General features: G+C 68.5%; 24 protein-coding genes. 9 read left to right on the top strand and 15 right to left on the bottom strand.

Features of this window, described 5'->3' with window-relative positions; genetic code table 11:
• Window position 1: 1 nt before the first annotated feature.
• Both scpA and mutA read right to left on the bottom strand, forming a co-directional pair.
• A complete protein-coding gene (gene scpA, locus CJ177_RS10235; protein WP_005246063.1) occupies window positions 2-2,293 on the bottom strand; it encodes a methylmalonyl-CoA mutase in 2,292 nt (763 codons plus the stop codon).
• Window positions 2,290-4,206 carry a methylmalonyl-CoA mutase small subunit gene (mutA, locus tag CJ177_RS10230; protein WP_095867659.1) on the bottom strand — a complete coding sequence of 639 codons (1,917 nt, stop codon included), beginning with the start codon at window positions 4,204-4,206 and terminating at the stop codon, window positions 2,290-2,292. Before mutA ends, scpA begins: the two co-directional genes overlap by 4 nt.
• Before the next feature lie 117 nt (window positions 4,207-4,323).
• Here mutA and CJ177_RS10225 point away from each other — a divergent pair, with 117 nt between their 5' ends.
• From CJ177_RS10225 to CJ177_RS10210, 5 genes are read left to right on the top strand one after another with little or no spacing between them, the layout of a single operon-like run.
• Window positions 4,324-4,947 (top strand): PaaI family thioesterase, encoded by a 624-nt coding sequence (locus CJ177_RS10225; protein WP_257014457.1) that lies wholly within the window; start codon window positions 4,324-4,326, stop codon window positions 4,945-4,947.
• Between the two features lie 17 nt (window positions 4,948-4,964).
• Entirely contained in the window at window positions 4,965-5,144 is a 180-nt protein-coding gene (locus tag CJ177_RS48215; protein ID WP_231914210.1) for an acyl-CoA thioesterase domain-containing protein, read from the top strand.
• A gap of 49 nt (window positions 5,145-5,193) precedes the next feature.
• On the top strand, window positions 5,194-5,904 hold the full coding sequence (locus CJ177_RS10220; RefSeq protein WP_257014456.1) for a TVP38/TMEM64 family protein: 711 nt from the start codon (window positions 5,194-5,196) through the stop codon (window positions 5,902-5,904).
• A gap of 59 nt (window positions 5,905-5,963) precedes the next feature.
• Window positions 5,964-6,545 (top strand): hypothetical protein, encoded by a 582-nt coding sequence (locus tag CJ177_RS10215; RefSeq protein WP_025432548.1) that lies wholly within the window; start codon window positions 5,964-5,966, stop codon window positions 6,543-6,545.
• Window positions 6,542-7,069 (top strand): hypothetical protein, encoded by a 528-nt coding sequence (locus CJ177_RS10210; RefSeq protein ID WP_025432547.1) that lies wholly within the window; start codon window positions 6,542-6,544, stop codon window positions 7,067-7,069. Before CJ177_RS10215 ends, CJ177_RS10210 begins: the two co-directional genes overlap by 4 nt.
• Before the next feature lie 73 nt (window positions 7,070-7,142).
• Here the strand turns inward: CJ177_RS10210 and CJ177_RS10205 are convergent, their stop codons facing one another.
• Genes CJ177_RS10205 through CJ177_RS10195 form a run of 3 tightly spaced genes read right to left on the bottom strand, consistent with a single transcriptional unit; the run spans window position 7,143 to window position 9,625 of the window.
• Window positions 7,143-8,345, bottom strand: coding sequence for an SPFH domain-containing protein (locus CJ177_RS10205; RefSeq protein ID WP_025432545.1), 1,203 nt, complete (start codon window positions 8,343-8,345; stop codon window positions 7,143-7,145).
• Complete coding sequence (locus CJ177_RS10200) at window positions 8,346-8,777, bottom strand: NfeD family protein (protein WP_005241863.1); 432 nt, start codon at window positions 8,775-8,777, stop codon at window positions 8,346-8,348.
• Between the two features lie 8 nt (window positions 8,778-8,785).
• On the bottom strand, window positions 8,786-9,625 hold the full coding sequence (locus tag CJ177_RS10195) for a DUF3097 domain-containing protein (RefSeq protein WP_095867702.1): 840 nt from the start codon (window positions 9,623-9,625) through the stop codon (window positions 8,786-8,788).
• Between the two features lie 67 nt (window positions 9,626-9,692).
• Between CJ177_RS10195 and CJ177_RS10190 the strand changes: the two genes are divergently transcribed.
• Complete coding sequence (locus CJ177_RS10190) at window positions 9,693-10,502, top strand: hypothetical protein (protein WP_025432544.1); 810 nt, start codon at window positions 9,693-9,695, stop codon at window positions 10,500-10,502.
• Here the strand turns inward: CJ177_RS10190 and CJ177_RS10185 are convergent.
• From CJ177_RS10185 to CJ177_RS10150, 8 genes are all read right to left on the bottom strand, one after another.
• Window positions 10,468-11,577: a ferrochelatase gene (locus CJ177_RS10185; RefSeq protein WP_095867657.1), complete on the bottom strand. Its 1,110-nt coding sequence runs from the start codon at window positions 11,575-11,577 to the stop codon at window positions 10,468-10,470. The genes CJ177_RS10190 and CJ177_RS10185 overlap by 35 nt on opposite strands.
• 41 nt (window positions 11,578-11,618) lie before the next feature.
• The gene (gene inhA / locus CJ177_RS10180; protein WP_005241845.1) at window positions 11,619-12,416 is read right to left on the bottom strand and encodes an NADH-dependent enoyl-ACP reductase InhA; all 798 of its coding nucleotides are present in this window, start codon (window positions 12,414-12,416) and stop codon (window positions 11,619-11,621) included.
• Window positions 12,417-12,465: 49 nt separating this feature from the next.
• The gene (gene fabG1 / locus CJ177_RS10175) at window positions 12,466-13,215 is read right to left on the bottom strand and encodes a 3-oxoacyl-ACP reductase FabG1 (RefSeq protein WP_005241843.1); all 750 of its coding nucleotides are present in this window, start codon (window positions 13,213-13,215) and stop codon (window positions 12,466-12,468) included.
• Between the two features lie 63 nt (window positions 13,216-13,278).
• Window positions 13,279-14,259 (bottom strand): VWA domain-containing protein, encoded by a 981-nt coding sequence (locus tag CJ177_RS10170; RefSeq protein WP_005241841.1) that lies wholly within the window; start codon window positions 14,257-14,259, stop codon window positions 13,279-13,281.
• A complete protein-coding gene (locus CJ177_RS10165) occupies window positions 14,256-15,230 on the bottom strand; it encodes a DUF58 domain-containing protein (RefSeq protein WP_011598892.1) in 975 nt (324 codons plus the stop codon). Before CJ177_RS10165 ends, CJ177_RS10170 begins: the two co-directional genes overlap by 4 nt.
• A complete protein-coding gene (locus tag CJ177_RS10160; protein ID WP_005241837.1) occupies window positions 15,227-16,402 on the bottom strand; it encodes a MoxR family ATPase in 1,176 nt (391 codons plus the stop codon). Before CJ177_RS10160 ends, CJ177_RS10165 begins: the two co-directional genes overlap by 4 nt.
• Window positions 16,403-16,606: 204 nt before the next feature.
• The gene (locus tag CJ177_RS10155) at window positions 16,607-18,100 is read right to left on the bottom strand and encodes an NlpC/P60 family protein (RefSeq protein ID WP_025432542.1); all 1,494 of its coding nucleotides are present in this window, start codon (window positions 18,098-18,100) and stop codon (window positions 16,607-16,609) included.
• 382 nt (window positions 18,101-18,482) lie between these two features.
• Entirely contained in the window at window positions 18,483-19,088 is a 606-nt protein-coding gene (locus CJ177_RS10150; RefSeq protein ID WP_095867656.1) for a DUF6676 family protein, read from the bottom strand.
• Window positions 19,089-19,393: 305 nt separating this feature from the next.
• On the opposite strand from CJ177_RS10150, the gene acnA reads away from it, so the two are divergent.
• On the top strand, window positions 19,394-22,195 hold the full coding sequence (gene acnA, locus CJ177_RS10145) for an aconitate hydratase AcnA (RefSeq protein ID WP_005241829.1): 2,802 nt from the start codon (window positions 19,394-19,396) through the stop codon (window positions 22,193-22,195).
• A gap of 207 nt (window positions 22,196-22,402) precedes the next feature.
• On the top strand, window positions 22,403-22,969 hold the full coding sequence (locus CJ177_RS10140; protein ID WP_005241827.1) for a TetR/AcrR family transcriptional regulator: 567 nt from the start codon (window positions 22,403-22,405) through the stop codon (window positions 22,967-22,969).
• 26 nt (window positions 22,970-22,995) lie between these two features.
• On the opposite strand, the gene CJ177_RS10135 is transcribed toward CJ177_RS10140, so the two are convergent.
• Both CJ177_RS10135 and CJ177_RS10130 read right to left on the bottom strand, forming a co-directional pair.
• A complete protein-coding gene (locus CJ177_RS10135) occupies window positions 22,996-23,211 on the bottom strand; it encodes a helix-turn-helix domain-containing protein (RefSeq protein WP_005255033.1) in 216 nt (71 codons plus the stop codon).
• Window positions 23,212-23,284: 73 nt separating this feature from the next.
• Complete coding sequence (locus tag CJ177_RS10130) at window positions 23,285-24,916, bottom strand: ABC-F family ATP-binding cassette domain-containing protein (protein ID WP_025432541.1); 1,632 nt, start codon at window positions 24,914-24,916, stop codon at window positions 23,285-23,287.
• Window positions 24,917-25,546: 630 nt separating this feature from the next.
• On the opposite strand from CJ177_RS10130, the gene CJ177_RS10125 reads away from it, so the two are divergent.
• The gene (locus tag CJ177_RS10125; protein WP_095867655.1) at window positions 25,547-26,695 is read left to right on the top strand and encodes a lycopene cyclase family protein; all 1,149 of its coding nucleotides are present in this window, start codon (window positions 25,547-25,549) and stop codon (window positions 26,693-26,695) included.
• Window positions 26,696-26,713 lie beyond the last annotated feature (18 nt).

The following is a 26,713-nucleotide window of genomic DNA, read 5'->3' as shown; positions in this document are numbered from 1 at the left end:
GCTATTCCGGGGTGCCCGTCAGGTCGTGGCCGAGCTGCGCGGCCAGCTTCTCGAGCAGACCGCTGGCGGCGTCTGCGATGACCGTCCCGGGCGGGAAGATCGCGGCGGCACCCGCCTCGTACAGTTCGGCGAAATCGCCGGGCGGGATGACGCCACCGACCACGATCATGATGTCGGGACGTCCCACTGCGGCGAGGGCTTCCCGGAGCGCAGGCACCAGCGTGAGGTGACCTGCGGCCAACGACGACACACCGACCACGTGGACGTCGTTGTCGGCCGCCTGGTTGGCGACCTCTTCCGGGGTCTGGAACAGCGGTCCCACGTCCACGTCGAATCCGATGTCCGCGAAGGCCGTGGCGATCACCTTCTGGCCGCGGTCGTGGCCGTCCTGTCCCATCTTGGCGATGAGGACACGGGGACGCCGACCCTCCTCCTCCGCGAACTTCTCGACGAGTTCCGTTGCCTTGTTGATGTTGTCGACCTTTCCGGCCTCGTCCCGGTACACACCGCTGATGGTCCGGATCTCGGCCTGGTGACGCCCGTACACCTTCTCGAGCGCCTCGGAGATCTCGCCGACCGTCGCCTTCGCGCGGGCCGCATCGATCGCCAGGGCCAGCAGGTTGTTCTCCATCGAGACATGACCCGTCGCTTCGCTCGCCCCGGCCTCGGTGGTGGCCGCGGCGCGGCTCAGTTCGGCGAGCGCCGCCTCGACGGCGTCCGAGTCGCGGTCGGCGCGCAGCCGGTCCAGCTTCTCGAGCTGCTCCTTGCGGACCCGCGAGTTCTCGACCTTGAGGACCTCGATCTCGTCGGCCTCGTCCGGCACGTACTTGTTGACGCCGACGAGCGGCTGCCGGCCGGAGTCGATGCGGGCCTGCGTGCGGGCCGCGGCCTCCTCGATCCGCAGCTTCGGGATGCCCTCGCTGATCGCCTGCGCCATGCCGCCGGCCTCTTCGACCTCGGCGATGTGTGCGCGGGCCCGGTTCGCCAGCTGGTGGGTGAGCCACTCGACGTAGTGCGATCCGCCCCAGGGGTCGATGGGACGGACGGTCCCCGACTCCTGCTGCAGCAGCAGCTGGGTGTTGCGGGCGATGCGGGCGGAGAAGTCCGTCGGCAGGGCGAGGGCCTCGTCGAGGGCGTTGGTGTGCAGCGACTGGGTGTGCCCCTGCGTCGCCGCCATCGCCTCGACGCATGTGCGGGCCACGTTGTTGTAGACGTCCTGCGCGGTCAGCGACCAGCCCGACGTCTGCGAGTGGGTGCGCAGCGACAATGATTTCGCGGACTTCGGTTCGAACTTCGCGACCAGTTCACTCCACAGCAGGCGACCCGCCCGCAGCTTCGCGACCTCCATGAAGAAGTTCATGCCGATCGCCCAGAAGAACGACAACCGGGGCGCGAACTTGTCGATCTCCATGCCGGCGTCGAGGCCGGCCCGGATGTACTCGACACCGTCCGCGAGGGTGTACGCGAGCTCCAGGTCGGCGGTGGCCCCGGCCTCCTGGATGTGGTAGCCGGAGATGGAGATCGAGTTGAACTTCGGCATCTTCGCGCTGGTGTACGCGAAGATGTCGGAGATGATCCGCATCGACGGCTTCGGCGGATAGATGTAGGTGTTGCGGACCATGAACTCCTTCAGAATGTCGTTCTGAATGGTTCCGGCCAGCTGCTCCGGGGCGACACCCTGCTCCTCGGCGGCCACGACGTACAGCGCGAGGATCGGCAGCACCGCACCGTTCATGGTCATCGAGACGCTGACGCTGTCGAGCGGGATGTGGTCGAACAGCTGACGCATGTCCAGGATCGAGTCGATCGCCACCCCGGCCATGCCGACGTCACCCTGCACCCGCGGATGGTCGGAGTCGTAACCGCGGTGCGTCGCCAGGTCGAACGCCACCGACAGACCCTTCTGCCCGGCCGCGAGGTTGCGGCGGTAGAAGGCGTTGGATTCGGCGGCGGTGGAGAAGCCCGCGTACTGGCGGATCGTCCACGGCTGGTTCACGTACATGGTGGGGTACGGTCCGCGCACGAACGGTGCGGCGCCGGGGAAACTGCCCACCGGGTAGCCCTCGGCCTCGGCGGCGTCACGGTCGGCCTTGGTGAAGACCGGTTTGACGTCGATGCCCTCGGGCGTGGACCACACCACCTGTTCGGGGCTGTAGTGGTTGGCGGCCGCGGCGGATGCGATCAGCTCGTCCGTCTGCTCCGGGGTCGGGGCGGACGGCTGCGGAAACTGCGGATCCTCCAGTGGCACGTCGGCGAAGCTGCCGATCGCGTGCTTGACCTCGCGAGTAGTCACTTCTTGCTCCCTGTGTCGCCCGAGGAGTCACTCGAGCTCTCGATGGTGTCGAGCAGGCCGGACAGGACCGAGACTGCGTCGATACGGGCGGTGACGAATCCGTCGGGCCGGGCGGAGCCGTCCGCGTCGGCAACGACCTTCTCCGGGCCGGCGAGCAGCACGGTGCCGACACCGGCCGCGCGCAGTTCCTCCACCGCGGCCGTGGCCTCGGCGGCGTACCGCTTGTCGGTACCGCAGATCACCGCGATGCCGGCGCCGGAGTCCTTCGCGGCGGCGGCGATGCTGCCGTCACCGATGGCGAGGGGACCGGGGTTGCGGGCTTCGATGCCGCCCGATGCCAGCAGGTTGGTGCTGAACGTGGTCCGCACGTTGTGCTCGGCGACGGGGCCGAGCGGGGCCAGGAAGACGGCGGGTCGTGCACCGTGTGCCGCCAGGAAGGTGTCGGAGCGGTCCCGCAGCGCCTCGAACGCCGCGGCGTACCGGGCGACGCTCCCGGTCTCGGCGGCGCCCGCGGGCAGCGGCGCTTCCGCGAGGTTCGGGAACTCGTTGACCCCGGTGACGGTGGTCTTGCGGTGCGCGATGTCCGAATCACGTTGGGCGCGGGTGGACGCGATCCGGTCGCCGATCAGGCCGGCATCGAGCGCGGCGACGTAGCCGCCTGCCGCCTCGATCTGCTGGAAGAACTCCCACGCCTTGGCCGCCACCTGCTGGGTGAGGTCCTCGACGTACCACGACCCGGACGCCGGATCGAGCACCCGGCCGAGATGCGACTCCTCGAGCAGCAGCAGCTGGGTGTTGCGGGCGATGCGGGCGGCGAAGGTCTTCGACACACCCAGCGCCCCGGCGGGCAGTGCGGCGTCGAACGGCAGCACCGTGACGGCGTCCGCGCCGCCGACACCGGCGCCGAACGCGGCGAGCGTCGTGCGGAGCATGTTCACCCACGGATCGCGTTGCGCCATCATCGCGGCCGAGGTGACCGCGTGCTGGGGAGCGCCGCCGAAGTCGGAGGCGCCGCACACCTGGGCGATCCGCGCCCACACCAGCCGCGCCGCCCGGAACTTGGCGATGGTCTGGAACTGGTCGTCGGTGGCCGAGAACCGGAAACCGAGCTGCCCGAGCGCCTGCCCGATGGTCAGGCCGCTCTCGGTGAGGGCCCGCAGGTATTCGAGGCCCGCCGCGATCGCCGCGCCGAGTTCCTCGGCGTCGGACGCGCCGGCGTTGTGAAACACGGTGCCGTCCACGGTGATTGCCCGCACGCTCTCCGAGCGCGCCGCGGACTCGGCCGCGAGGGCCACCGCGTCGCCGAGCTCCACGTCGGCGACACCGGAGAACGCGCTCGTGAGCGGGGCGGTCCCGAGGTCGACGCGGACTGCGGTGCGGTCGGTGACCCCGTCACCCGCCGCGGCACGCGCGTCGAGCAACGCGAACAGTGCTCGCGCCGCGAGCGGTGCGTCCGTTCCGGCGTCGAGGGTGAGCGGAGCCAGGTCGAGGAGCACCCCGTCGAGCGCCGCCTCCAGCGACCGGATCGGAAGGTCGGCGCCGCCGACGGCGAGCCACAGCGCGCTGACACCGTTCTCCAGCGCGTCGAGGACGGAGCGGTTGACGTCCGCCGCCTCCGCGCCCTCGCCGAAGCGGGCGCTGACCAGCCAGCCCGCGTTGACGTCCCGGGTGGCGTCCGCGCCACGCACGTAGGGGAAGGTGCCGGGCAGGGGCTGCTCCGGACGCTCGTCGCGCGGGCTGTACAGCGGCGCGACGGTGACACCGTCGTAGGTGACGGTCTCGAGGAGCTTCTGGGGTTCCGGACCGAGTTCCGCGGCGTCGATCCGACGCGACTTCGCGAGGACTCCGGCCACGGAGTGCTGCCAGTCGGCGTACGCCCGCGCAGCTTCCTCGGCTTCTGAAGCTAATGACACGGTGTCGGCTTCCTCTCCCTGATGAGCGATCGATCAATACGTTGTGTGACTGTGATGCTAGCCGCAGTTCGGCGCCCCCTATCGTGAGGATCACCACACGATGCATAACCTCAGGTCATGAGCATTGCGCACGAACCGGTGGTCACCGATCGCACCGCCACTCAGCGGTTGTTCGGTCTCGGCGCGCCGGCCCGGGACGTCGACGACCGCGGCGAACCCCTCAATCGTATGAGCATGGACATCGGCGCGCTCGCCCCGAATACCGCCCGGACCGCCTACGGCGGCGTCCTCGCCGTGCTGCTCGACGATCTCCTCGGATTCACCGTCTGGGACCGGCGCGGAATCCGCGACGGCCTGGTCACGGCCGAGCTGTCGGTGGACGTCGTGACACCCAGGCGGTGGCAGGGACCGACGCTGCGGGCCGAGAGCCGGCTCCTCGCGCTCTCCGCCGACGGCGGCACCTCGACCGCCCGCGTCCAAGACTCGGCGGGCGCCCTGATCGCCACCGGCACCCTGTGGGGCAACTTCGTGGACCTGCCGGCGCCGGGCGCGGACGGGTCGGCCCTCCCCGACTTCCCGGAACCGGGGGTCGCGCCGCTCGACTGGATCGGTGGGCGGATCGAGGACGGACCCGGCGTGCGGGTCGTGGTGCCGGCCAACCCGCTGGTCGCGAACAAACTCGGGTTCATGCACGGCGGCGTCCAAGGCTGCGCGATGATCTCGCGGCGAACGCGGCCCTGAGCCGGGACGGCGCGGACATGGACACGGCGTCTGTGCGGATCAACTATTTCCGCCCGATTCCCCTCGACCGCGACACGACGTTCACCGCGGACGTGGTCAGGGCGGGCCGCTCGGTTGCGGTGGCCCGGGTGGCCGGGACCTCGGGCGGGCGGATCTGCGTCGAGGCGACCGTGACCGGGCGCCGACGCCTGTCCTGACCGGCGCTCGCGACGCCCCGCACCGGTCACCCGGGTAGCCTGGTGCCCTGTGAAGAGACGCCTCGGGGACCGCAGGGTGATCGGCGTCGCCGTACTGGCAGTCGCGCTGGTCGTCGTGGCGCTGCTGGCCCCGCACCCGTCCGTGCTGCAGGTGCGGGAATGGGCGCGGTCGGTCGGGCCGGCGTTCCCGCTCGTCTTCTTCGCAGTGCACGCGCTCGTGACGGTGTTCCCGTTCCCCCGCACGGTGTTCACGCTGAGTGCCGGTCTGCTGTTCGGTGCGTGGCTCGGCATCGCGATCGCGGTGCTGGCATCGACGGTGAGTGCCGTGCTGGCCCTCTACCTGGTGCGCGCCGTCGGCCGGGACGTGGTGTGGCAGCGCATCTCCAATCCGACGATCCGCCGGGTGGACGAGCGGATCGCCCGGCGCGGCTGGCTCGCCGTCGGTTCGCTGCGACTGATCGCGTTCGTCCCGTTCTCCGTGGTGAACTACTGCGCCGGGGTGTCCTCGATCCGGCTGGTCCCGTACGTGCTGGCCACGGTGGTCGGTGTGCTGCCGGGGACCGTCGGCATCGTCGTTCTCGGCGACGCCCTCACCGGGGAGACGAAGCCGGCACTTCTCGTTCTGTCCGCGGTGTGCATCGTCGCCGGAATCGCCGGGCTGGTGGTGGACTCCCGGCGGCCGCTGGACGGTTCCGGCGACACGATGCCGGACGTGGCCGTCGACCGCCCCGCCGAGGACGAGTCAATAGCGCAGCCTTGAACCCAGCTAGTCAAGCGTTGAGTCTTGACATCTTGGTATCCAGTTTCTAACCTTGACCCATGTTCGTGTTGACGGTCGACCAGCGCGGAAGCCGCCGCGACGTCGACCGCGTCGCCCAACTCCTCACCGAATTCGCGAACCGTGACCTCGTCCGACCGTTCCAGCGGACCGCCGGCGACGAGGTCCAGGCCGTGGTCGCGGACCCGGCCACCGTCGTCGACCTCGCACTCGACCTCGTCGGACGCGAACACTGGAGCATCGGCATCGGCACCGGACCCGTCGAAGAACCCCTCCCCGCCGAGACCCGGGCCGGGCGCGGCCCCGCGTTCGAATCCGCACGAGTCGCCGTCGACCGCGCCAAGAGCGCCCCCGGCCGGGTGGCCGTCGAAGGCTCCGACCCCGAGAGCGCCGCCGACGCCGACACCGCCCTCACTCTCGTCGCGGTCCTCGTCGCGCGCCGCACCGAGGAGGGCCGCGAGGCCGTCGAGCAGATGCGGCACGGATCCACCCAGACCGAGGCGGCCCACGCGCTGGGCATCAGCAAACAGGCAGTCTCCCAACGACTCTCCACCGCGGGCTGGCACGTCGAGACCGCCGGACGACGACTGGCCGAACGACTCCTACGCAAGGCGGACACGTGACGACCCTCGCACTCATCGCCCTCGGCGTCGCCGCCGTCGCACCCCTGATCCTCGCGGCGCCCCGCAGCCCCCGCTGGATGTCGCAGTGGGCGGCGCCGATCGTGGTCGCGCTCGCCCTGGCCGTCGCCGCGCTCGCCGCCTCCGCCACCACACCGGTCACGGGCTTCGCGCTCGCCGCGACCCTCGTCCTGTGCGTCGCGGCCGCCACCACCGGCGGGGCACCCCTCGTACTCGCCGCGTTCCGCATCGCGCGCCGCCAGCCCGACGCCGGGTCCGACCCGCGGCCCGACGCCGGGCCGCTGCGCGGCGGACGGATCATCGGACTCCTCGAGCGTGCCGCCGTCGCGGCCTCGATCCTCGCGGCCTGGCCGGAGGGCATCGCCGTCGTCCTGGCGGTCAAGGGACTGGCCCGCTACCCCGAACTCCGCGAACCGCACGCGTCGGAACAATTCATCATCGGCACGTTCACCAGCGTGCTCTGGGCGATCGCGGTGTGCGGAACGGGACGCGCCCTCATCACCTAGCCGTCCCCGCCATCGGTGCGGGACATTCACCCGCGCCGCCCGTTGCTGCGCCGCTAACCCGCGTCGGAGTCGGTCAGTGACCCGGCGGGGTAACGGGCGGGGGCAGCTGCCCGGGCGCTCCACCCGGATCCAGCGGCGCATGCTCGTCGGCGCCACCGGACTTCGCGAGCGGTCCCGGCCCGTCGACGGGACGACGTGCCTCGACCTCCGCGGCGCGGACAGCCTGCGCGATCGCCGGGTCGGACTTGGTCTCGAACCAGTCGGCGACCTCCTCCGAATCGTCCTCGGGCTTGGGCAGATCCTCCTCGGCGGTGGACGGCTCGTACCGGAACACCCCGTCCTGGCCCTGCGCGCCGAGGGTCTTCGCGAACCCCTTGAGGGCGTCACCGAAGTCGCTGGGCACCAGCCACACCTTGTTCGCGTCGCCCTGCGCCATCTGCGGCAGCGTCTGCAGATACTGATAGGCGAGGAGTTCGGGGGTGGGCTTGCCGGATTTGATTGCGGCGAACACCTTTTCGATCGCCTTCGCCTGCCCCTGCGCCTGCAGGTACTTCGCGGCCCGGTCACCCTGCGCCCGCAGGATGCGGGACTGCCGCTCCCCCTCCGCCGTGAGGATCGACGCCTGCTTCGCGCCCTCCGCGGCGAGGATGCGGGACTGCTTGTCGCCCTCCGCGGTCTTGATCGCCGACTCCCGGTGACCCTCGGCGGTGAGAATGGTGGCCCGCTTCTCGCGGTCCGCCTTCATCTGCTTCTCCATCGACTCCTGGATCGACGGCGGCGGATCGATGCTCTTGAGTTCGACCCGGGCGACGCGCAGACCCCACCGTCCGGTGGCCTCGTCCAGAACGCCGCGCAGCTGCCCGTTGATGGAGTCACGCGAGGTGAGCGTCTCCTCCAGCGTCATCCCGCCGACGACGTTGCGCAGCGTGGTGGTGGTCAACTGCTCGACACCGACGATGTAGTTGCTGATCTCGTACACCGCGGCCTGCGGGTTGGTGACCTGGAAGTACACGACGGTGTCGATGTTCAGCGTCAGGTTGTCCTGGGTGATCACAGGCTGCGGCGGGAACGACACCACCCGTTCACGCAGATCCACCTTGGCCCGGATGCGGTCCGCGAAGGGGATCAGGAACGTCAGCTGGCCCGACACGGTCCGCGCGTACCGGCCCAGTCGCTCGATCACCGCGGCCTCGGCCTGCGGCACCAGAGCCACCGATTTGGCCACCACCAGGGCGACGAACAACACGAGCACGATCAACACGATGAGCGCTGCCATCTACGGTCCCCTCCATACGACGGCGGTCGCGCCGTCAATTTGCATTACCGTCACGGTCGTTCCCGGTGGATACACTTCCGTGCTGTCGAGCGGGCGGGCCGTCCAGACGTCGCCGCCGAGCTTGATCTGCCCCGCATGTTCGGCGACCTCCTCGAGCACCAGGGCCTGCTTGCCGGTCAGCGCCTCGATCCCGGTCGGGGTCGGCGGCGGGGTCTCGAACTTACGCAACAACACCGGACGCACCCCGAGGATCAGGGCGAGGGACAGCACGCCGAAGATCACCGCGTCGACCCAGACCGGGAAGTCGGTGATCGCGGTGACCCCGGCCGTGGCCAGCGCACCGCCCGCCAGCATGAGGAGGAAGAAGTCCCCCGTCAACGCTTCCGCGGCGGCGAGCAGCACCCCCGCTACCAGCCAAATCAATGCAGCCACAACACCATCTAACCAGAATCTCCGGAACCGACGGTGACGAAGTCGACCAGCTGTTCGACCGCCCCGATCAGCGGCGCCTCCAGGTCCCGGAACGTGTTGACGGCCGAATAGACCCGGCGCCAGCCGTCGCGCGGTGTCCCCCACCCCAATTCGCGGCACACCCCGGTCTTCCAGTCCTCACCGCGCGGGATCTTCGGCCACGCCTCGATGCCCACCGCCGACGGGCGGACCGCCTCCCACACGTCGATGAACGGATGCCCGGTCACGAGCACATTCGGACCGAGGCCCTGGGTCAGCTGGGTCTCCTTCGATCCGGTGACGAGATGATCGACGAGGACACCGACGCGCCGTCCGGGGCCGGGCCGGAATTCGGCGAGCCGCTCCCCGAGATTGTCGAGACCCTCGAGGTGCTCGACGACGACACCTTCGACGCGCAGGTCGTGCCCCCACACCCGTTCCACGAGGGCGGCGTCGTGCACACCCTCCACCCAGATCCGGCTCGGCAGCGCCGTCCGGGCCCGCAACCCCTCCACCTTGGTGGATCCCGACGCCGATCGGGTGGTTGCCGGACCGGCCGGCTTGGCCGCCGGCCGGACCAGGGTGACCGGTTTGCCGTCGATCAGGAACGCCGCCTCCCGCATCGCGAACAACCGGGTGCGCCGCGCCCCGTCCTCGAGCCGGACGAAATCGCCGTCGTAGGTGCGCTCGAACCCCACCACTGCCCCGCAGAAACCGGTGCCCGCGTCCTCGACCACCAGGTCCCGCTCGGCCGGGACGGTGGACGTCACGGGCTTCCTCGCGCGTGGGTGTCCGGAAAAGATGTCGCCGTATCTGTCGCCTCCGCTCACGGGCGCTGACGCTATGCGAGCGGTGCCGTTACGCACACTCCGCCACGCCGACATATGCTCGTTTATCGTGACTTCACCCAGCGCCACTCTCACCGTGTGGGCCAGTTCCTGGCTCGCCGGGAACAGTGCACCCGACGACGTCATCGACGCCCTCCATGCGTGGGCGCCGATGCATCTCGCCTGCGCGGAGGATCCGGTGACGGCCGGGCGCACCGGACTGCCGTGGCCCGACCCGCAGGACGCCGGGGTGACGGCGCTGCTGCAGACGATGCGGCGCGCCGTGTCGCAACCCGAGACCGAGATCCGGCTGGTCCTGCCCGGGCCGGGGGACGTGCGCGGGCTTCCGGCGGGCACCGAGTTCGCGTCCGCCGCGATCAGCGCGGGCGAGGGTGTGCTCGTCGGACCGCCCGGCCGGTCCGGAACGGGGCTGGTCCCGCACGTCGAGGGTCCGGACGTGCTGCGCTGGACGGTGTCGACGATCGAGCGGCTTCCCCTCGACGCCCACCACACCGGACTGGGTGAGGCCGAGTTCTCGATGCGGCAGGCGGTGCGGGACGCCGCGGCCGCGCTCGAGGCACTGCACATGCTCGATTCCGGTTTCGGCGCCGACCCGCGCGCGCTGATCGCCGACGCGCTGGCGCAGTCCGCACGGCACCGGTATCCGACGACGATCGCCCCGCGGGCGCTGCGGATCCTGGACTCGGCCGATCAAGTGGCCGCGATCCTCACCGTCGCCGAGCAGATGGCCCCCGCGCGCACCGTGTCCGCGTCGGGTGCGGCCACGCTCGAGGATCTGCTGCGGCCCCTGCGTTCGGCGGTGCGCTCGGCGCGCACCGCCGCCGTCAATGCGTGTGCGCGGGACGGCCTGACGGCCTGACCACGGCCTTGCAGCAGTCGACCGCGCAGGACTGTCCATCCAGCATCGAACCGAGCAGCGGCTCGGACCCGAGCCGCTCGGCGGACATGCCGGCCCGTTGCTCGGTCACGAGTGCGACGACGAGTTCCGCGAACCGCCGATCCGTTCCGGGGGTGGCCGCACGCACGAAGTCGATGCCGAGTTCGGCCGCCTTGTCCCGGGCCTCGGTGTCGAGATCCCACACCACCTCGAGGTGGTCGGACACGAATCCCACCGGGCACACGATCACCGCGCCCACACCGCGGCCGGCGAGGGCGTCCAGGTGGTCGCAGATGTCCGGTTCGAGCCACGGCACCTGGGGTGGCCCGGACCGGGACTGCCACACCAGGTCGAAGTCGTCGAAGCCGGCGGCGCGGGCGGTGAGCCGGGCCGCCTCGGCCACCTGCCGGCTGTAGAGATGACCGCCCTCCGCGGGCGGTCCCGCGTTGACGTCCGCGGACACCGGCACCGAATGCGCGGTGAACACCAGCCGCGCGTCGGCCCGGCGCTCGGCGGGGAGCTGCGCCGCGGCCTCGCGGACGGCGTCGGCGAACGCCCCGATCAGCAGTGGGTGGTCGTAGTACTGGCGCAGCTTCAGCAGGTGCGGTGCACCGTCCCCGGCCGCGGCCCGCGCCCGGGCGACGTCCTCGTGGTACTGCCTGCAGCCCGAGTACCCGCCCCACGCCGACGTCGGGAACACGAGGGCGGACTGCACCCCGTCCTCGCCCATCCGGGCGACGGTGTCCTCGACCATCGGATGCCAGTTCCGGTTACCGAAGTAGACGGGCAGATCCATTCCGGCGCCGGCCAATTCGGATTCGACGCGGGAGATGATGTCGCGATTCAAGGCGTTGATCGGCGACACGCCCCCGAAGTGCAGGTAGTGCTCGGCGACCGCGTCCAGACGTTCGGGCGGCACCCCCCTGCCCCGGGTGACGTTCTCCAGGAACGGGCGCACGTCGGCGGGCTGCTCCGGACCCCCGAACGACAACACGAGAAGGGCATCGAATTGGGAACCGGAACGGTCCGTCGACTTCGCAGCGATCATGATCCCCATCTTCCGTGGTGCCGTTCGGGGCGCACTCCCCGGGTAGTGCCCTAGCCGGCCATCGCGTGGGCGCCACCGTCGACGTAGATGATCGACGCGGTGGTCCCGGGCAGCCAGTCGGACAGCACGGTGCACACGGTCTTCGCGACCGGCTCCGGGTCGTCGACGTTCCAGCCGATGGGCGCCCGCTCGTCCCACGCCGTGTTGAGTTCGTTCATCTGCTTGGCGTCGTCGGTGGCGGTACCGGCGATGGCCTTGGCGGCAAGGGTCTTGATCGGGCCCGCCGCGACGAGGTTGGAGCGGATACCCCGTTCGCCGACCTCCTTGGCGACATACCGGTTCACCGACTCGAGGGTGGCCTTGGCGACACCCATCCAGTTGTAGAACGGAACCGCGCGCGCGGGATCGAAGTCCATCCCGACGATCGACGCGTTGTCGTTCAGCACCGGCAGCAGCGCCTTCGACAGCGACGCGTACGAGTAGGCGGAGACCTCGAACGCCACTCCCACATCGGACCACGGTGCGTCGAAGAACGGGCTGCCCAGGCAGGACCGCGGCGCGAACGCGATGGAGTGCACGACGCCGTCGACGCCCTCGGGTGCGATCTCCCGGATGCGGTCGGCAAGGCTCGCGAGGTGCTCCGGGTTCTGCACGTCGAGTTCGAGCGCGGGCGGCACCGGCTGCGGCAGGCGCTGCGCGATGCGGTCGATCAGCCGGAGACGGTCGAAGCCGGTGATGATCACCTTGGCGCCCTGTTCCTGGGCGACCTTGGCGACGTGGAACGCGATGGACGCGTCCGTGATGATGCCGGTGACGAGAATGGTCTTACCTTCGAGCAATCCGCCCATGAGGTGTCCTCCTGTGAAGAAAAAGTCCGGGAAGTGGGAGTGAGGAGAGCTAGTGGCCCATGCCGAGGCCGCCGTCGACGGGGATCACCGCGCCGGAGACGTAGGCGGAATCGTCGGAGGCCAGGAAGCTCACCACCGCGGCGACCTCCTCGGGCTTGCCCTGCCGCTGCAGCGGGACGGCGCCGGTGATCATGTCCTTGTACTTGTCGTCGAGGACCGCGGTCATGTCGGTGTCGATGAATCCCGGGGCCACCACGTTCGCGGTGATCGAACGGGAACCGAGTTCACGGGTCAGCGACCGCGCGATGCCGACCACACCGGCCTTCGACGCCGCGTAATTCACCTGGCCGGGACCACCGGCCAGACCGACGACGGACCCGAGGAACACGAACCGGCCGAACCGCGCCCGCAGCATCGACCGGGTCGCCCGCTTCGCGACGCGGAACGCGCCGGTCAGATTGGCGTCGACGACCGATGTGAACTGCTCCTCGGTCATCCGCATGATCAGCGTGTCGTCGGTGATGCCGGCGTTCGCGACGAGAACCTCGACGGGACCCTGGTGCGCTTCGACCTCCTTGAAGGCGCGGTCGACCGACTCGGTGTCGGTGACATCGCACTGGACGCCGAACAGGCCGTCGGGCGCACCCGAACCGCGGTGCGTGACCGCGACCTTGTGGCCGTCCGCCGCGAGGCGCTGCGCGACAGCGAGGCCGATCCCGCGGTTGCCGCCGGTGACGAGCACCGACCGAGGAGTGGACACCGTCCTAACTGACGCGTCAGTAGTTTGTGGGGTAGACATGGGGATCAACCTATCTGTTCAGATGTGCAGGAGTGGAAGCGCGGGGCCGCGGTGGAACGCAGATCACGGCAGCCGTTGACGCAGGACCAGCGCGAGGATCAGGCCCGCCGTGGCGGACAGGACACCCAGCACGAGCCAGGGGCGGCTGGCGTCGCCGCGGGTGGTCTCGAACCCGATCTGCTCCTCGAGGGTGTCGTAGACGTCGCGCAGTTCCTCCAGGCTCGAGGCCGTGAAGAAGCTGCCCCCCGAGAGATTCGCGATCTCCCGCAGCGACGGATCGTCGACGGGCACGGGGATGCGTTCGTCCTCGATCTCGACCTTGCCGTAGCTGGTGCCGAACGAGATCGTCGAGATGGGGACGTCCTTGTCCTTCGCCTGCCGGGCCGCGGTGAACCCGCCGCGCGGATCGTCCGGGTTCTCGGGCACCGTCTGCTTGCCGTCCGAGAGCAGCACGATGCGGGCGGGCGGCGCCTGATCACTGCCCCCGAGCACCGCGGCCAGCGTGTCGATCGACTGCAGCGACGTGAAGATCGCCTCACCGGTGGCGGTCCGCTCGCTCAGCTGCAGATTGTCGATCGCGACCTTCGACGCCTCCCGGTTGGTGGTCGGCGACACCAGCACCGACGCTGTGCCGGCGAACGCGACCAGACCGAGGTTGATGCCGGGGGTGAGCCCGTCGGCGAACGACTTCGCGGCGTCCTGCGCGGCGGCCAGCCGGGTCGGTTCCACGTCGGTCGCCTTCATCGACAACGACACGTCGATGACGAGGATCACGGTCGCCCGGTTCCGCGGAACCCGCTTGTCCTCCGTCGGACCGGCCAGCGCCACACTGAAGAACACCAGCGCCAGCACCATCAGCAGCGCCGGAATGTGCCGAGCCCGGCCCGGTCGCGACGGCGCGACCTTCTCGAGGAGCGCGAAGTTGGTGAACCGGAGGGTGTGCTTCTGCCGCTGACGCTGCACCCACACGTATCCCGCGACCAATGCCACGACGATCAGGAGGAAGAGCAGCCACCACGGTGAGGTGAACTGGGAAAGGCTCACCGGCGGGACCTCTGGTTCGTCGCGGTCCCGTAACTGTGCTTCCGGGCGGACACGAACCGCACGACATCCGAGATCCAGTCCCGGTCGGTCCGCAGACTGAGCAACGGGGCGCCGCAACGCCGCAACGACTGCTCCACCTGCAGGCGGTGCTCGTCCGCGGCCCGCGCGAAGTCGGCGCGCAGTTGCGGTGTGGTCGTGAACTCGCGGGTCCGTCCGGACTCCGGATCGTGCAGCACTACATCCCCTATGTCGGGTAATTCCAGATCTCGCGGGTCGAGCACCTCGACACCGAGTACGTCGTGGCGGCCCGAGATCGCCCGCAGCGACCGCTCCCAGTCGATCGGTCCCAGGAAGTCACTGATGACGACGGCCAGACCGCGGCGACGCTGGGGGCGGCGCAACGACTCCACCGCACCCTGCAGGTCTCCCCGCACCCCGTCCGGGGCGTGCGGGGTGGTCGCGATCTGACGCAGCATCGCCTGCGCGTGGATGCGGCCACCGCGGGCCGGGATCCGGGTGGTCTGGGCGCCGGTCGAGACGATCGCCCCGATCCGGTTCCCGCCGCCACTGGTCAGGTGCGTGACGGCGGCGGCCGCGGCCACCACGAGGTCCCGCTTCTCGCAGCCGGCGGTACCGAAGTCGAGGCTCGACGACAGATCGACGACGAGCCACGTCTCGAGTTCCCGGTCGGCCACCGACTGCCGGACGTGCGGGTGCGTCGTCCGGGCGGTCACCGACCAGTCCATCTGACGCACGTCGTCGCCCGGCTGGTACTCGCGCGCATCACCCGGTTCGGAGCCCGGCCCCGGGATCAGGCCCAGATGGTCGCCGTGCAGGACGCCGTCGAGGCGGCGGCGGACGGTCAGCTCCAGCGTCCGCAGCGCGGCGGACAGTTTGGGATCACGGAGTTCGCCGGAGCGAAACGACGGCGGCGGGCCGGAGCTCTGCGCACCGGCGGTACGCGCACTCACCGTGGCTGGCTCATCGCCGTCGGTCCGGGCACCGACGTGGACGGGACGGGCGGGCCGTGGTGACCGGCGGGAGCGGCCGGGACCGTCGTCGGCTGTGCGGCGATCTGCGGCAGACCCACGGTCTGCAGCACGCGGGAGATGACGTCGTCCGGGGTGACCTCGTCGGCGAGAGCGTCATAGGACAGCACGAGACGGTGACGCAGCACGTCCGGGATCACCTCGAGCACGTCCTGCGGCACCACGTAGTCACGCCCGCGCAGCAACGCCAGCGCCCGGGCCGAGGAGATGATGCCCAGCGTCGCGCGCGGCGACGCGCCGTACGCGATCCAGCCGTCGACCTCGGGGAGACCGACTTCGGCCGGCGTGCGCGTGGCCGCGATGACCCGGACCACGTAGTCGACGAGCGCATGGTGCACGAAGACACCGCTCGCGACCTTCTGCAGGCGGACGAGCTCCTCGGGATCGAGGACCTGGTGGGGTTCCGGCGCATCGACACCCATCCGGTAGACGATCTCGCGCTCCTCCTCCACCGTCGGGTAGTCGACGAGGATCTTGAACAGGAACCGGTCGCGCTGCGCCTCCGGCAGTGGGTACACACCCTCGTTCTCGATCGGGTTCTGCGTCGCCATCACCAGGAACGGGTCGGGCATGTGGTACCGCTTGCCGCCGATCGAGACGTGCCGCTCGGCCATCACCTCGAGCAACGCCGACTGCACCTTCGCCGGCGCGCGGTTGATCTCGTCGGCGAGCACGAAGTTCGCGACGACGGGACCGAGCTCGGTGTCGAACTCCTCGCGCCCCTGCCGGTAGATGCGCGTACCGATCAGGTCGGTAGGCACCAGGTCGGGGGTGAACTGGACACGCGAGAAGGATCCGCCGACCACCTTCGCGAACGTCTCGACAGCCAGGGTCTTCGCGACACCCGGCACACCCTCGAGCAGCACGTGCCCTTTCGCGAGCAGACCGACCAGGATCCGCTCCACGAGCCGGTCCTGCCCGACGATCACGCGCTTGACCTCGTAGATCGCGCGTTCCAGCGTCTGGACGTCGGCGGCGAGATTGGGCGCGACCGTCTTCGTGGTCGCGCTCTGCGTGCCCGTGTTCGGTGAGGGTGCATTCGGCGCGGTGACGTTCTGGGGACCCGATCCGTTGGCCGCACCCCCGTTCTTCACACCTTCGGGAGCAGCCTTCGCGGGCGACTCCTTCCGGGCTGCACCCTCCGATACCGCATCATCACGTGAGGTCACCAAGAATCCACCGCTTTCACCTAGATCGTTCCGCCCGTTCACGTACTTGCTCAACTATTCCAGGTGCAAGCAACCCCCGCCGCAACCAAGCACGATCCGCACTGCGGACTACTTCATCGACATCATGGATCACGACACCATACGGACAGCGTAAGGGGTCATGCCGTCCCATCGCACCGGGGAGATCTTGACGACGTCCCCCGACTCGGGAGCCTCGAGCATCTGGTCGTCTCCGAGGTACAGGGCGACGTGCTGGCTGGCGTTCGGGCCCCAGAAGATCATGTCGCCGCGCTGCATCTCCTCCGAGGGGACCTGCTCGCCGGCGGTGTACTGATACCCGGTGTAGTGCGGCAGGGAGATGCCGATCCCGGCGAACGCGTAGATCATCAGACCGGAGCAGTCGAAACCGACCTTGTTGAAGTCGCCGTAGCTGTCGGCGACACCGCCGTCGCGGATGCCGAGGGTGGGACCGTTCTCGTCGCCGCCGCCCCACGCGTACTCGACACCGATCTGCGACAGTCCCCGGTCGATGACGGTCTCGATGGCCTCGCTGCCGGTCAGGTCCTCGCCGCTGGTCGACGGCTTCGACTTGGGGGTGGACTTCGGTGTGGTCGTCCCGCCGTCGGTTGAGGAATCCTCGTCCTCCGAGTCCTCCTCGATCGTGGTGTGCGCGCGCTGCCCCGCGGCGAGTTCCGCGGCGCGCTGTCGAGCCGCCTCGTTGGCGGCGACCCGCGCCGCGGCCTGCGTCGCGGCCTCCCGGGCCGCGGCGGCGATGGCAGCCTTCTGCGCGTCCTCGGCGCGTTTCTGCTCCTCCCACGTCGCGTACGCCTCACGCTGCCCCTGCAAGCCCGCGACGTTCCCGCGGGCGGCGTCGAGCTGGGCCTGGGCGGCCGCGCGGTTGCTCTCGATCTGCGCCTTCTTGGCCGCCTGGTCCTGCAGCGCCGACCGGGCGATCGCGATCGCCTGCTCCGCCAGCGACTTCTTCGACGCGGCCTGGTCGGCGGCCACGTCCGCCTGCTGCTTCGCCTCGCGTGCCGCGGAGTCCTTGTTGGCCTGCGCGGTCCGCGCCCGCTGCAGCCCCTCGAGCACCGCGTTCTGACTGGTGGCCAGGAGTTTCAGAACCTGCGCGCGATCCAGGACGTCGCCGGGCCCCTGGGCTCCCAGGTACGTCGAGATCGAGGAGACGTTCGTGCCCTGCGTGTAGCTCGACCGGGCGTACTTGTCGAAGTCCTTCTGCGCGAGTTCGATCTGCGCCCCGGCGTCGCGCAGCGCCTGCTGTGAGGCCCCGACCACGCCGGCCGCCAGATCGGCAGCGCTGCGGGCGTTCTGCAGATCGACCAGAGCACGGTTCACGTCCTCGCGCTTGATGGCGACCTCGTTGTCGAGCTGAGCGAGCTGCTGATCCGCGGAGGCGACCTGGTTGATCAGTTCGCTGACCTGCCCGAGGCCCGCCGACACCTGGGTCTGGGCCTGCGCGATGTCGTTGTCGGACGGATTCGGCGGCGGCGGTGGCACCGCTGCGGCCAGGCCGGGCGTGCTGCCGATCAGGGCTCCGACGATGCCCAATCCGATCAGGAGGCGCGCCGTGCGAGTGTGCCCGCGGGAGAAGCTACGGTGCCCCACTCCAGCTCGTGCTTGTCGCTTCACAACTCTCTCCCTCGGTTCTGCACCGATCACGCACACCGCGCCGTGCCCGTCGTGGGGAGAAATTTGCGGCAGCCCACACCTTCCCGCGCGTCGGCGACACCGACATACACCGGATCGCCGTCACTCTGGACGTCAATCACCAGCCTGCGACACTTCTTCCCCAAGAGCGCCAAATGCACCGTACGACACTTCCGGACTCTATGGAAACTTTAGTCACAAATAACACATGAGTAATTTGACCAGCGGAAATGTCGAACTGTGAATCGTCGGCGCTATTTACGCGCATCGACGCAGGCAGCGGCCACGCTCGGGAGAATCGTGAAATTGCCGCCGAGTTATCCCGGGAATTCGGGGAGAGTCAGGGCTTCTGTCGCTCGTACGACGTGCCGGCCCCCGAAGCGCTGTCGCCCTTTTCTGCCGTGTCGTCACGAGATACGGACGCCCGGCGCGATTTCGCGAAGAACGTGGCAGCCGACGCGATCACGACGATCGCGACGATGAGGGCGGTGAACAGGGCCCACGGCGGTCCCGGCTCGATCACTTCGTCGACGAAGTGATTCGCGGAGACCACCGCATCGCCGGTGTAGGTGCGGTCCTGACCCGATTCGAGCAGGACCCGGCTGATCGAATCGCTGTACGTGCCGACCCAGCTGGGACTCAGCACCAGAACGGTGCCGCCCTCTTCCGCCCCGACCTCGGTGGCGAGGTCGCGCAGCTGCGAATCGCGGCCGGGATCCTCGTCCAGCACCACGATGCTCAGCTTGATCCCGTGCTCGGCCGCGCGATCGACCACGGCGGCGAGTTCACTCGCCTCGTCGGACGGCGCCGACACGCCGTCGTCGGACACGTCCGCGACCACGTCGGAGACGTCGATGTCTTCCGGAAGGTCCGTCGACAACGGGAGGGCCGAATGGACGGGGAGCATGACACTGGCAGGAAGTGCGGTGGCGATAGGGGCAGGCATCTCTCATCCGGGTTTGCTGTAGGAACGTAAGCCTCGCGTGAACACTACGTGAGGAGTCCCCGAAGTTCCGTTCCGTCCGCGCGCGTCCCGCGTCGGGTCGAGGAGAATCGCCGAGGGGTACACGCTCGATTCCCCCCGAATTCTCACAGGACAAGCGTACTGTTAGACTATCGGAGGTACCGCGGTAGGGGCCGATTCCGTCATCGCTAGCACGACAGCGACACGGATCAGCCGTGCCCGCAGTGCCTGCAGCCGTCGACACAGCCCCGTCGGTGGCGACCCTCACATAGACGAGTGGAGCTGACGTGAGCACCAGTATTGATTCATTCGGAGCAAAGGGAACCCTCGAGGTCGGTGAGAACTCCTACGAGATCTTCCGACTCGCGGCCGTCCCCGGCACCGAGAAATTGCCTTACTCCTTGAAGGTTCTCGCCGAGAACCTTCTCCGCACCGAAGACGGAGCCAATATCACCGCGGATCACATCCGCGCAATTGCAGGCTGGGATCCCTCGGCTCAGCCGAGCATCGAAATCCAGTTCACGCCGGCTCGCGTGATCATGCAGGACTTCACCGGTGTTCCCTGTGTCGTCGACCTCGCCACCATGCGTGAGGCTGTCACCACCCTCGGCGGCGACCCCAACAAGGTCAACCCGCTCTCGCCTGCCGACATGGTCATCGACCACTCGGTCATCCTCGACATCTTCGGCCAGGCCGATGCACTCGAGCGCAACGTCGACCTCGAATACGAGCGCAACGGCGAGCGTTACCAGTTCCTCCGCTGGGGCCAGGGCGCATTCGACGACTTCAAGGTCGTCCCCCCGGGAATGGGCATCGTTCACCAGGTCAACATCGAATACCTGGCTCCGACCGTCATGGCACGTAACGGCCAGGCGTACCCCGACACCTGTGTCGGCACCGACTCGCATACCACCATGGTCAACGGCCTGGGCGTGCTGGGCTGGGGCGTCGGCGGCATCGAAGCCGAGGCTGCCATGCTCGGCCAGCCGGTCTCCATGCTCATCCCCCGCGTTGTCGGCTTCAAGCTCTCCGGTGAGATCAAGCCCGGCGTCACCGCGACCGACGTCGTGCTCACCGCCACCGAGATGCTCCGCAAGCACGGCGTCGTCGGAAAGTTCGTCGAGTTCTACGGCAAGGGTGTTGCCGAGGTTCCGCTCGCGAACCGCGCAACCCTGGGCAACATGAGCCCCGAATTCGGTTCCACCGCAGCGATCTTCCCAATCGACAGCGAGACGATCGACTACCTGCGCCTGACCGGCCGCAGCGACGAGCAGCTCGCCCTCGTCGAGGCCTACGCCAAGGAACAGGGCCTGTGGCACGATCCCGACAAGGAGCCCGTCTTCTCCGAGTACATCGAGCTCGATCTGGGAACCGTCGTTCCCTCGATCGCCGGCCCGAAGCGCCCGCAGGACCGAATCCTGTTGTCGGAGTCGAAGACCGCGTTCCGCAAGGACATCCACAACTACGTGGAAGAGCACCTTCCGACCGAGCACACTCAGCTCGACGAGGCTGTCGAGGAATCCTTCCCGGCGTCCGACCCCGCAGTTCTGTCGTTCGCCGATGACGGAGCAGTCGACGTTCTCTCCGCCGCCAACGGCGCAGAAGGCCGCCCGAGCAAGCCGGTTGTCGTCAAGTCCGACGCAGGCGAGTTCGTTCTCGATCACGGCGCCGTCGTCGTTGCCGGCATCACTTCCTGCACCAACACGTCCAACCCGTCGGTCATGCTCGGCGCTGCGCTGCTTGCACGTAACGCCGTCGAGAAGGGCCTCGCCACCAAGCCGTGGGTCAAGACCAACATGGCACCCGGTTCACAGGTTGTCACCGACTACTACGAGAAGGCCGGCCTCTGGCCGTACCTCGAGAAGCTCGGCTACTACCTCGGCGGCTACGGATGCACCACGTGCATCGGCAACACCGGCCCGCTGCCCGAGGCAGTCTCCAAGGCCATCAACGACAACGACCTGTCGGTCACCGCGGTGCTCTCGGGCAACCGCAACTTCGAGGGACGCATCTCCCCCGACGTCAAGATGAACTACCTGGCCTCCCCGCCGCTCGTCATCGCCTACGGCCTTGCGGGAACCATGGACTTCGACTTCGAGACCGACTCGCTCGGCGACGACACCGACGGCAACCCCGTGTTCCTGAAGGACATCTGGCCGTCCACGCAGGAGATCGAAGAGACCATCAAGACGGCGATCAGCCAGGACATGTTCCGCAAGTCCTACGCAACGATCTTCGCGGGCGACAGCCGCTGGCAGAACCTCTCGACCCCAGAGGGTGACACCTTCGAGTGGGACGTGAACTCGACCTACGTCCGCAAGGCTCCGTACTTCGACGGCATGCCGAAGGATCCGGCACCGGTCAAGGACATCAAGGGCGCTCGCGTCCTTGCCCTGCTCGGCGACTCGGTCACCACCGACCACATCAGCCCGGCAGGTCCGATCAAGTCCGGCACCCCCGCCGCGCAGTACCTCGATTCCCACGGCGTCGAGCGCAAGGACTACAACTCGCTCGGCTCGCGTCGCGGCAACCACGAGGTGATGATCCGCGGAACGTTCGCGAACATCCGTCTGCGCAACCAGCTCCTCGACGACGTCTCCGGTGGCTACACCCGCGACTTCACGCAGGAAGGCGCACCGCAGGCATTCATCTACGACGCGTCGCAGAACTACCAGGCAGCCGGCATCCCGCTGGTCGTCCTGGGCGGCAAGGAGTACGGCTCCGGATCGTCGCGTGACTGGGCCGCCAAGGGCACCAGCCTTCTCGGCGTCAAGGCCGTCATCACCGAGTCGTTCGAGCGCATCCACCGCTCCAACCTCATCGGTATGGGCGTCGTTCCGCTGCAGTTCCCGGCCGGCGAGTCGGCTGCATCGCTGAAGCTCGACGGCACCGAGACCTTCGACATCGAAGGCGTCGAGAAGCTCAACGACGGTGTCACCCCGAAGACCATGAAGGTCACGGCAACGCGCGAGAACGGCGAGAAGGTCGTGTTCGACGCAGTCGTACGCATCGATACCCCTGGTGAGGCGGATTACTACCGCAACGGCGGCATCCTGCAGTACGTGCTCCGCAACATGATCAAGGGCTAGGGCGCAATCGCGCCTGCGAGCAGTTTCCGCTCGCAGGCGCTACGCACCTGTGAGTGTTTTCGGCCATGACAGGCACGAAGCGCGCACGACCAGTTTCAGGGGAGCTTCGCCGCTGTCCCGATCGAGGTGGTCGTGCGCGCTTCGTGCTTTCGGTGGCCCTCATATGTCGAGGGCCGACAACACTCACAGGCCGACGAAGGAGGCACTTTGCCCAAGGTCAGTGAAGACCATCTCGCGGCACGGCGCAGTCAGATCCTCAGCGGCGCCCGCCGTTGCTTTGCCGAATACGGCTACGACGGCGCCACCGTCCGCCGGCTCGAAGAAGTGACCGGACTGTCACGCGGGGCGATCTTCCATCACTTCAAGGACAAGGACGGTTTGTTTCTGGCGCTCGCCCACGAGGACGCGACCAGGATGGCCGACGTGGTCGCCCACGAGGGCCTCGTCCAGGTGATGCGGGACATGCTCGCCCAGCCCGAACAGTTCGACTGGCTGGGAACCCGGCTCGAAATCGCCCGACGGCTGCGGAACGATCCCGACTTCCGCAGAAGCTGGTCACAACGGTCGGCGGAACTCACCGAGGCGACCATGGCGCGTCTCGCGCGGCAGAAGTCCGCGGGCCGCCTCCGCGACGACGTGCCGACCGATGTCCTGATCGGCTACCTGGACCTGGTTCTCGACGGCCTCGTCGCACGTATCGCTTCCGGGCACGCCGGCGACAACCTGTCGGCCGTCCTCGACCTCGTCGAGGAATCCGTCCGACGCCGCGACTGACACCCGCACTCCCCCACCGACACCCGTCAGGTCTTGCGACGGTGAGCTCCGCCCCGTCCGCGGAGCTCCACCTCGGATTCCGCGAGGATGTTGCGGACGAATCCGTACGATCTCCCCATTTCCCGGGCAAGGGAACGGATACTCGCACCGGCCTGGTAGCGCTCCTTCAGCTCCGCCTGTAGATCGGCGCGCGACGGTCCCGTGATCCGAGCGCTCTTGGCGAAGACCCCGATGTCAGCCATGAACTCCTCCAGTCGGCGAGCGACGGTGGTTTCCACGGTAGAGCCCCGCGACGGCGATATCTACGCGCAGTGCTCAGGCGAGCTGGATCAGCTCCAGGTAGTCCTGCGACCAGTGGTCCTCCGTGCCGTCGGGCAGGAGAATGACCCGTTCCGGGTCGAGTGCCTCGGCCGCGCCGGGGTCGTGCGTCACCAGCACGACGGCACCGGTGTAGCTGCGGAGCGCATCCAGCACCTGCTCGCGGGAGACGGGATCGAGGTTGTTCGTCGGCTCGTCGAGCAGGAGGACGTTCGCCGCCGACGACACGAGACCCGCCAGCGCGAGGCGCGTCTTCTCACCACCGGACAGCGTGCCTGCGGGCTGCTCGAGCTGCGGGCCGGTGAACATGAACGCACCGAGCAGCGAACGCAGCTCCTGCTCCCCCGTGTCCGGCGCCGCGTGGCGAATGTTCTCCCACACCGACGCGTTGTCGTCGAGGGTGTCGTGCTCCTGCGCGAAGTAGCCGATCTTCAGCCCGTGACCGGGGACGAGCCCGCCTGCGTCCGGGGTCTCGACTCCGCCGAGAATGCGCAGCAGCGTCGTCTTACCGGCACCGTTGAGACCGAGCACCACGACGCGTGACCCACGGTCGATCGCGAGGTCCACTCCGGTGAAGATCTCGAGCGAACCGTAGACCTTGGTCAGGTTCTCCGCCATCAGCGGAGTCTTGCCACACGCGGCAGGCTCGGGGAACCGGATCCGGGCCACCTTGTCGGACACGCGTTCTGCGTCGAGGTCGGACATCAGCTTGTCGGCGCGCTTCGCCATGTTCTGTGCCGCCACCGCCTTGGTGGCCTTCGCGCCGAGCTTCGCGGCCTGCACGCGCAGTGCACCGGCCTTCTTCTCGGCATTGGCGCGCTCACGGCGGCGACGCTGCTCGTCGGTCGCACGGGCGTCGAGGTACTTCTTCCAGCTCATGTTGTACACGTCGGCCTCGCCGCGCACGGCATCGAGGAACCACACCCGGTTCACGACGTCGTTGAGCAGATCGACGTCGTGGCTGATCACGATCAACCCACCCTCGTGGCTCTGCAGGAAGCCCCGCAGCCAGGTGATCGAGTCGGCGTCGAGGTGGTTGGTCGGCTCGTCGAGCAGAAGCGTCGTATCCGACCGTCCGCCGCTACCGTCCGACGCGGCGAACAGGATGCGCGCCAGTTCGACACGGCGACGCTGACCACCCGACAGGGTGTGCAGCTGCTGACCGAGGATGCGGTCGGCCAGTCCGAGGCTGTTGCAGATGCGTGCCGCTTCGCTCTCCGCCTCGTACCCACCGAGCGCGGAGAAGCGGTCCTCGAGGTTGCCGTACTTGCGCACGGCCTTGTCGCGCTCGGCGTCGTCGACGACCTCCGACATCAGGATCTGCTGCTTCTCCATGTCCCGCAGCAGCGAATCGAGGCCGCGCGCGGACAACACTCGGTCCTTCGCGAGGACGTCGAGGTCGCCTTCCTTCGGGTCCTGCGGCAGGTACCCGAGATCGCCGGTGCGCACCACGGCACCCGCGTACGCCTCCCCCTCCCCCGCGAGGATGCGGAGGGTCGTCGTCTTGCCGGCACCGTTGCGGCCGACCAGCCCGATGCGGTCGCCGGGCTGTACCCGCAAAGCCGGTCCGGGCGCGGACAGCAACGTCCGCACTCCAGCTCGAACTTCCAGGTCGGTAGCGGTGATCAACAAGACTCCTAGGAAAATGACGCTCGCGTTGAATGAGAAAAACTACGCAAAGAACACACGAACCAGCAATTTTACCCGACCGCCGGCGACTCGGAACACGCCTGCCAGTGATCCCGCTAACGTTCACCGCCGTATCCGGCCCGCAGGAAAGCCTCCGGCCCCTGTGTAGATGCTCGATGGAAGGTGAGTCGCGTGGTGGTGAGGTTGGCAATCGTGGTGAGCCCGTTGTGCGCATGAGTAGCAACCACGGTGATAATTCGGGAAACTACGCTGTTCCGTCACTGCCCGACTCAGTGCCTGGCTGACATCCTGGTGGACTTGGGAGCCCAGCCGACACCCTCGTGGCATCGCAGGCGCATCGGGTTCCCCACCCCGCGCAACTGCGCCCCGTTCAGCGCGCACGCTCCCCCGCAGCCAGCGAGCCGGCCGCGGCGCCCCGCTCCCCTTGGTCTGGGACTGCCGTGGTGGGTAATCGAGATCGGGACCCGTGATGGTGGAGTCACCACTACCCCGGGACAGCCAGGACCGTACCCCGACAAATTCGGATAATCGAACGGTTCCGTCCGAGTCCGAGTTTGGAACTGGGTCTCGTTCCAGCTGAGCACTCGGCCGCCGTGACAGGCTGGCGGTGTGACAATTTCTCCCCGTCCAGCGATCTGGGACGTCGCGATCGTCGGCCTCGGGCCTGCCGGCCGCGCCCTCGCCCACCGGGCCACGGCTCTCGGTTCGACAGTCGTCTCGGTCGACCCGCTCCCCCGCAGATCGTGGACCGCGACGTACGCGGCCTGGGAAGACGAGCTCCCCGACTGGCTCCCTCGAGGCGCCGTCGTCACGAAAACTGCTCGCCCGACAGCCTGGACGACACGTCGCCACACCATCGACCGCACGTATTGCGTTTTGAATACATCGGTACTGCAATCAATACTCGGCAGCGAATGCGGAACCGTTCTCGCAGGTAGAGCCGTAGACCTCTCCCCCACTTCCGTCCGACTGGACGACGGCTCGACACTGAAGGCGCACGTCGTCGTCGATGCCCGCGGCACCGGCGACAGCCCCGACCTCGCCCAGCAGACGGCATACGGCGTCGTGGTGGACCCCGACACGGCCGCACATGCGCTCGCCGGCGAGGCCGCGGTGTTCATGGACTGGCGCCGCGACAACGGGACATCCCCCTCCGACACCCCGTCGTTCCTCTACGGGGTCCCGCTCGAGCAGGACCGGTTCCTGCTCGAAGAGACCTGTCTGGTCGGTCGCCCCCCACTCCCGATCTCGGAACTCGCCACCCGACTCCACGACCGACTCCGACAGCGGGGCGTCACCGTGCCGTCCCATTCGGACGTCGAGAGGGTCAGATTCGCCGTCGAGCCACCACCCGAGGCCGGTCGTGCCCACAGCTCGGATCAGGTGCGTTTCGGAGCCCGCGCCGGGTTGATGCACCCAGGAACGGGCTTCAGCGTCGCGGCGTCGCTCCTGTGCGCAGATGTTCTGGCCCGCGATCTTCATGACGGTTCGAACGCACGACTGTGGCCGTGGAAGGCGCGCACCGTCGCGTCTCTGCGATCGGTCGGCCTCCGCGTCCTCCTGAATCTGGATTCCGAACACGTCCCCGAATTCTTCGAGCATTTCTTCGATCTACCGCCACAACTCCAAGCGGCATATCTGTCCGAGCGGTCGAATCCGCGCGGAACCCTGTCCGCAATGGGGCGGATGTTTCGGGCATCCTCCGGCGATATCCGCAGTGTGATTCTCCGTTCGGCGCTTCGCCGGGAAGTTCGATGAACTGTCGCGCGAACGCGA

Source organism: Rhodococcus sp. ACPA1, from assembly GCF_002300195.1.
GTDB classification, from domain to species: Bacteria; Actinomycetota; Actinomycetes; order Mycobacteriales; family Mycobacteriaceae; genus Rhodococcus_F; species Rhodococcus_F opacus.
This window is presented reverse-complemented; position numbering and strand designations above follow the sequence as displayed.

Coding starts and splice junctions, on each gene's coding strand:
- CJ177_RS10135 (WP_005255033.1), bottom strand. CDS start 23,211: ATGGCTGACATCGGGGTCTTCGCCAAGAGCGCTCGGATCACGGGACCG.
- CJ177_RS10150 (WP_095867656.1), bottom strand. CDS start 19,088: ATGCCTGCCCCTATCGCCACCGCACTTCCTGCCAGTGTCATGCTCCCC.
- CJ177_RS10205 (WP_025432545.1), bottom strand. CDS start 8,345: ATGGCAGCGCTCATCGTGTTGATCGTGCTCGTGTTGTTCGTCGCCCTG.
- CJ177_RS10215 (WP_025432548.1), top strand. CDS start 5,964: ATGTTCGTGTTGACGGTCGACCAGCGCGGAAGCCGCCGCGACGTCGAC.
- CJ177_RS10185 (WP_095867657.1), bottom strand. CDS start 11,577: ATGGGGATCATGATCGCTGCGAAGTCGACGGACCGTTCCGGTTCCCAA.
- CJ177_RS10225 (WP_257014457.1), top strand. CDS start 4,324: ATGAGCATTGCGCACGAACCGGTGGTCACCGATCGCACCGCCACTCAG.
- inhA (WP_005241845.1), bottom strand. CDS start 12,416: ATGGGCGGATTGCTCGAAGGTAAGACCATTCTCGTCACCGGCATCATC.
- CJ177_RS48215 (WP_231914210.1), top strand. CDS start 4,965: ATGGACACGGCGTCTGTGCGGATCAACTATTTCCGCCCGATTCCCCTC.
- fabG1 (WP_005241843.1), bottom strand. CDS start 13,215: ATGTCTACCCCACAAACTACTGACGCGTCAGTTAGGACGGTGTCCACT.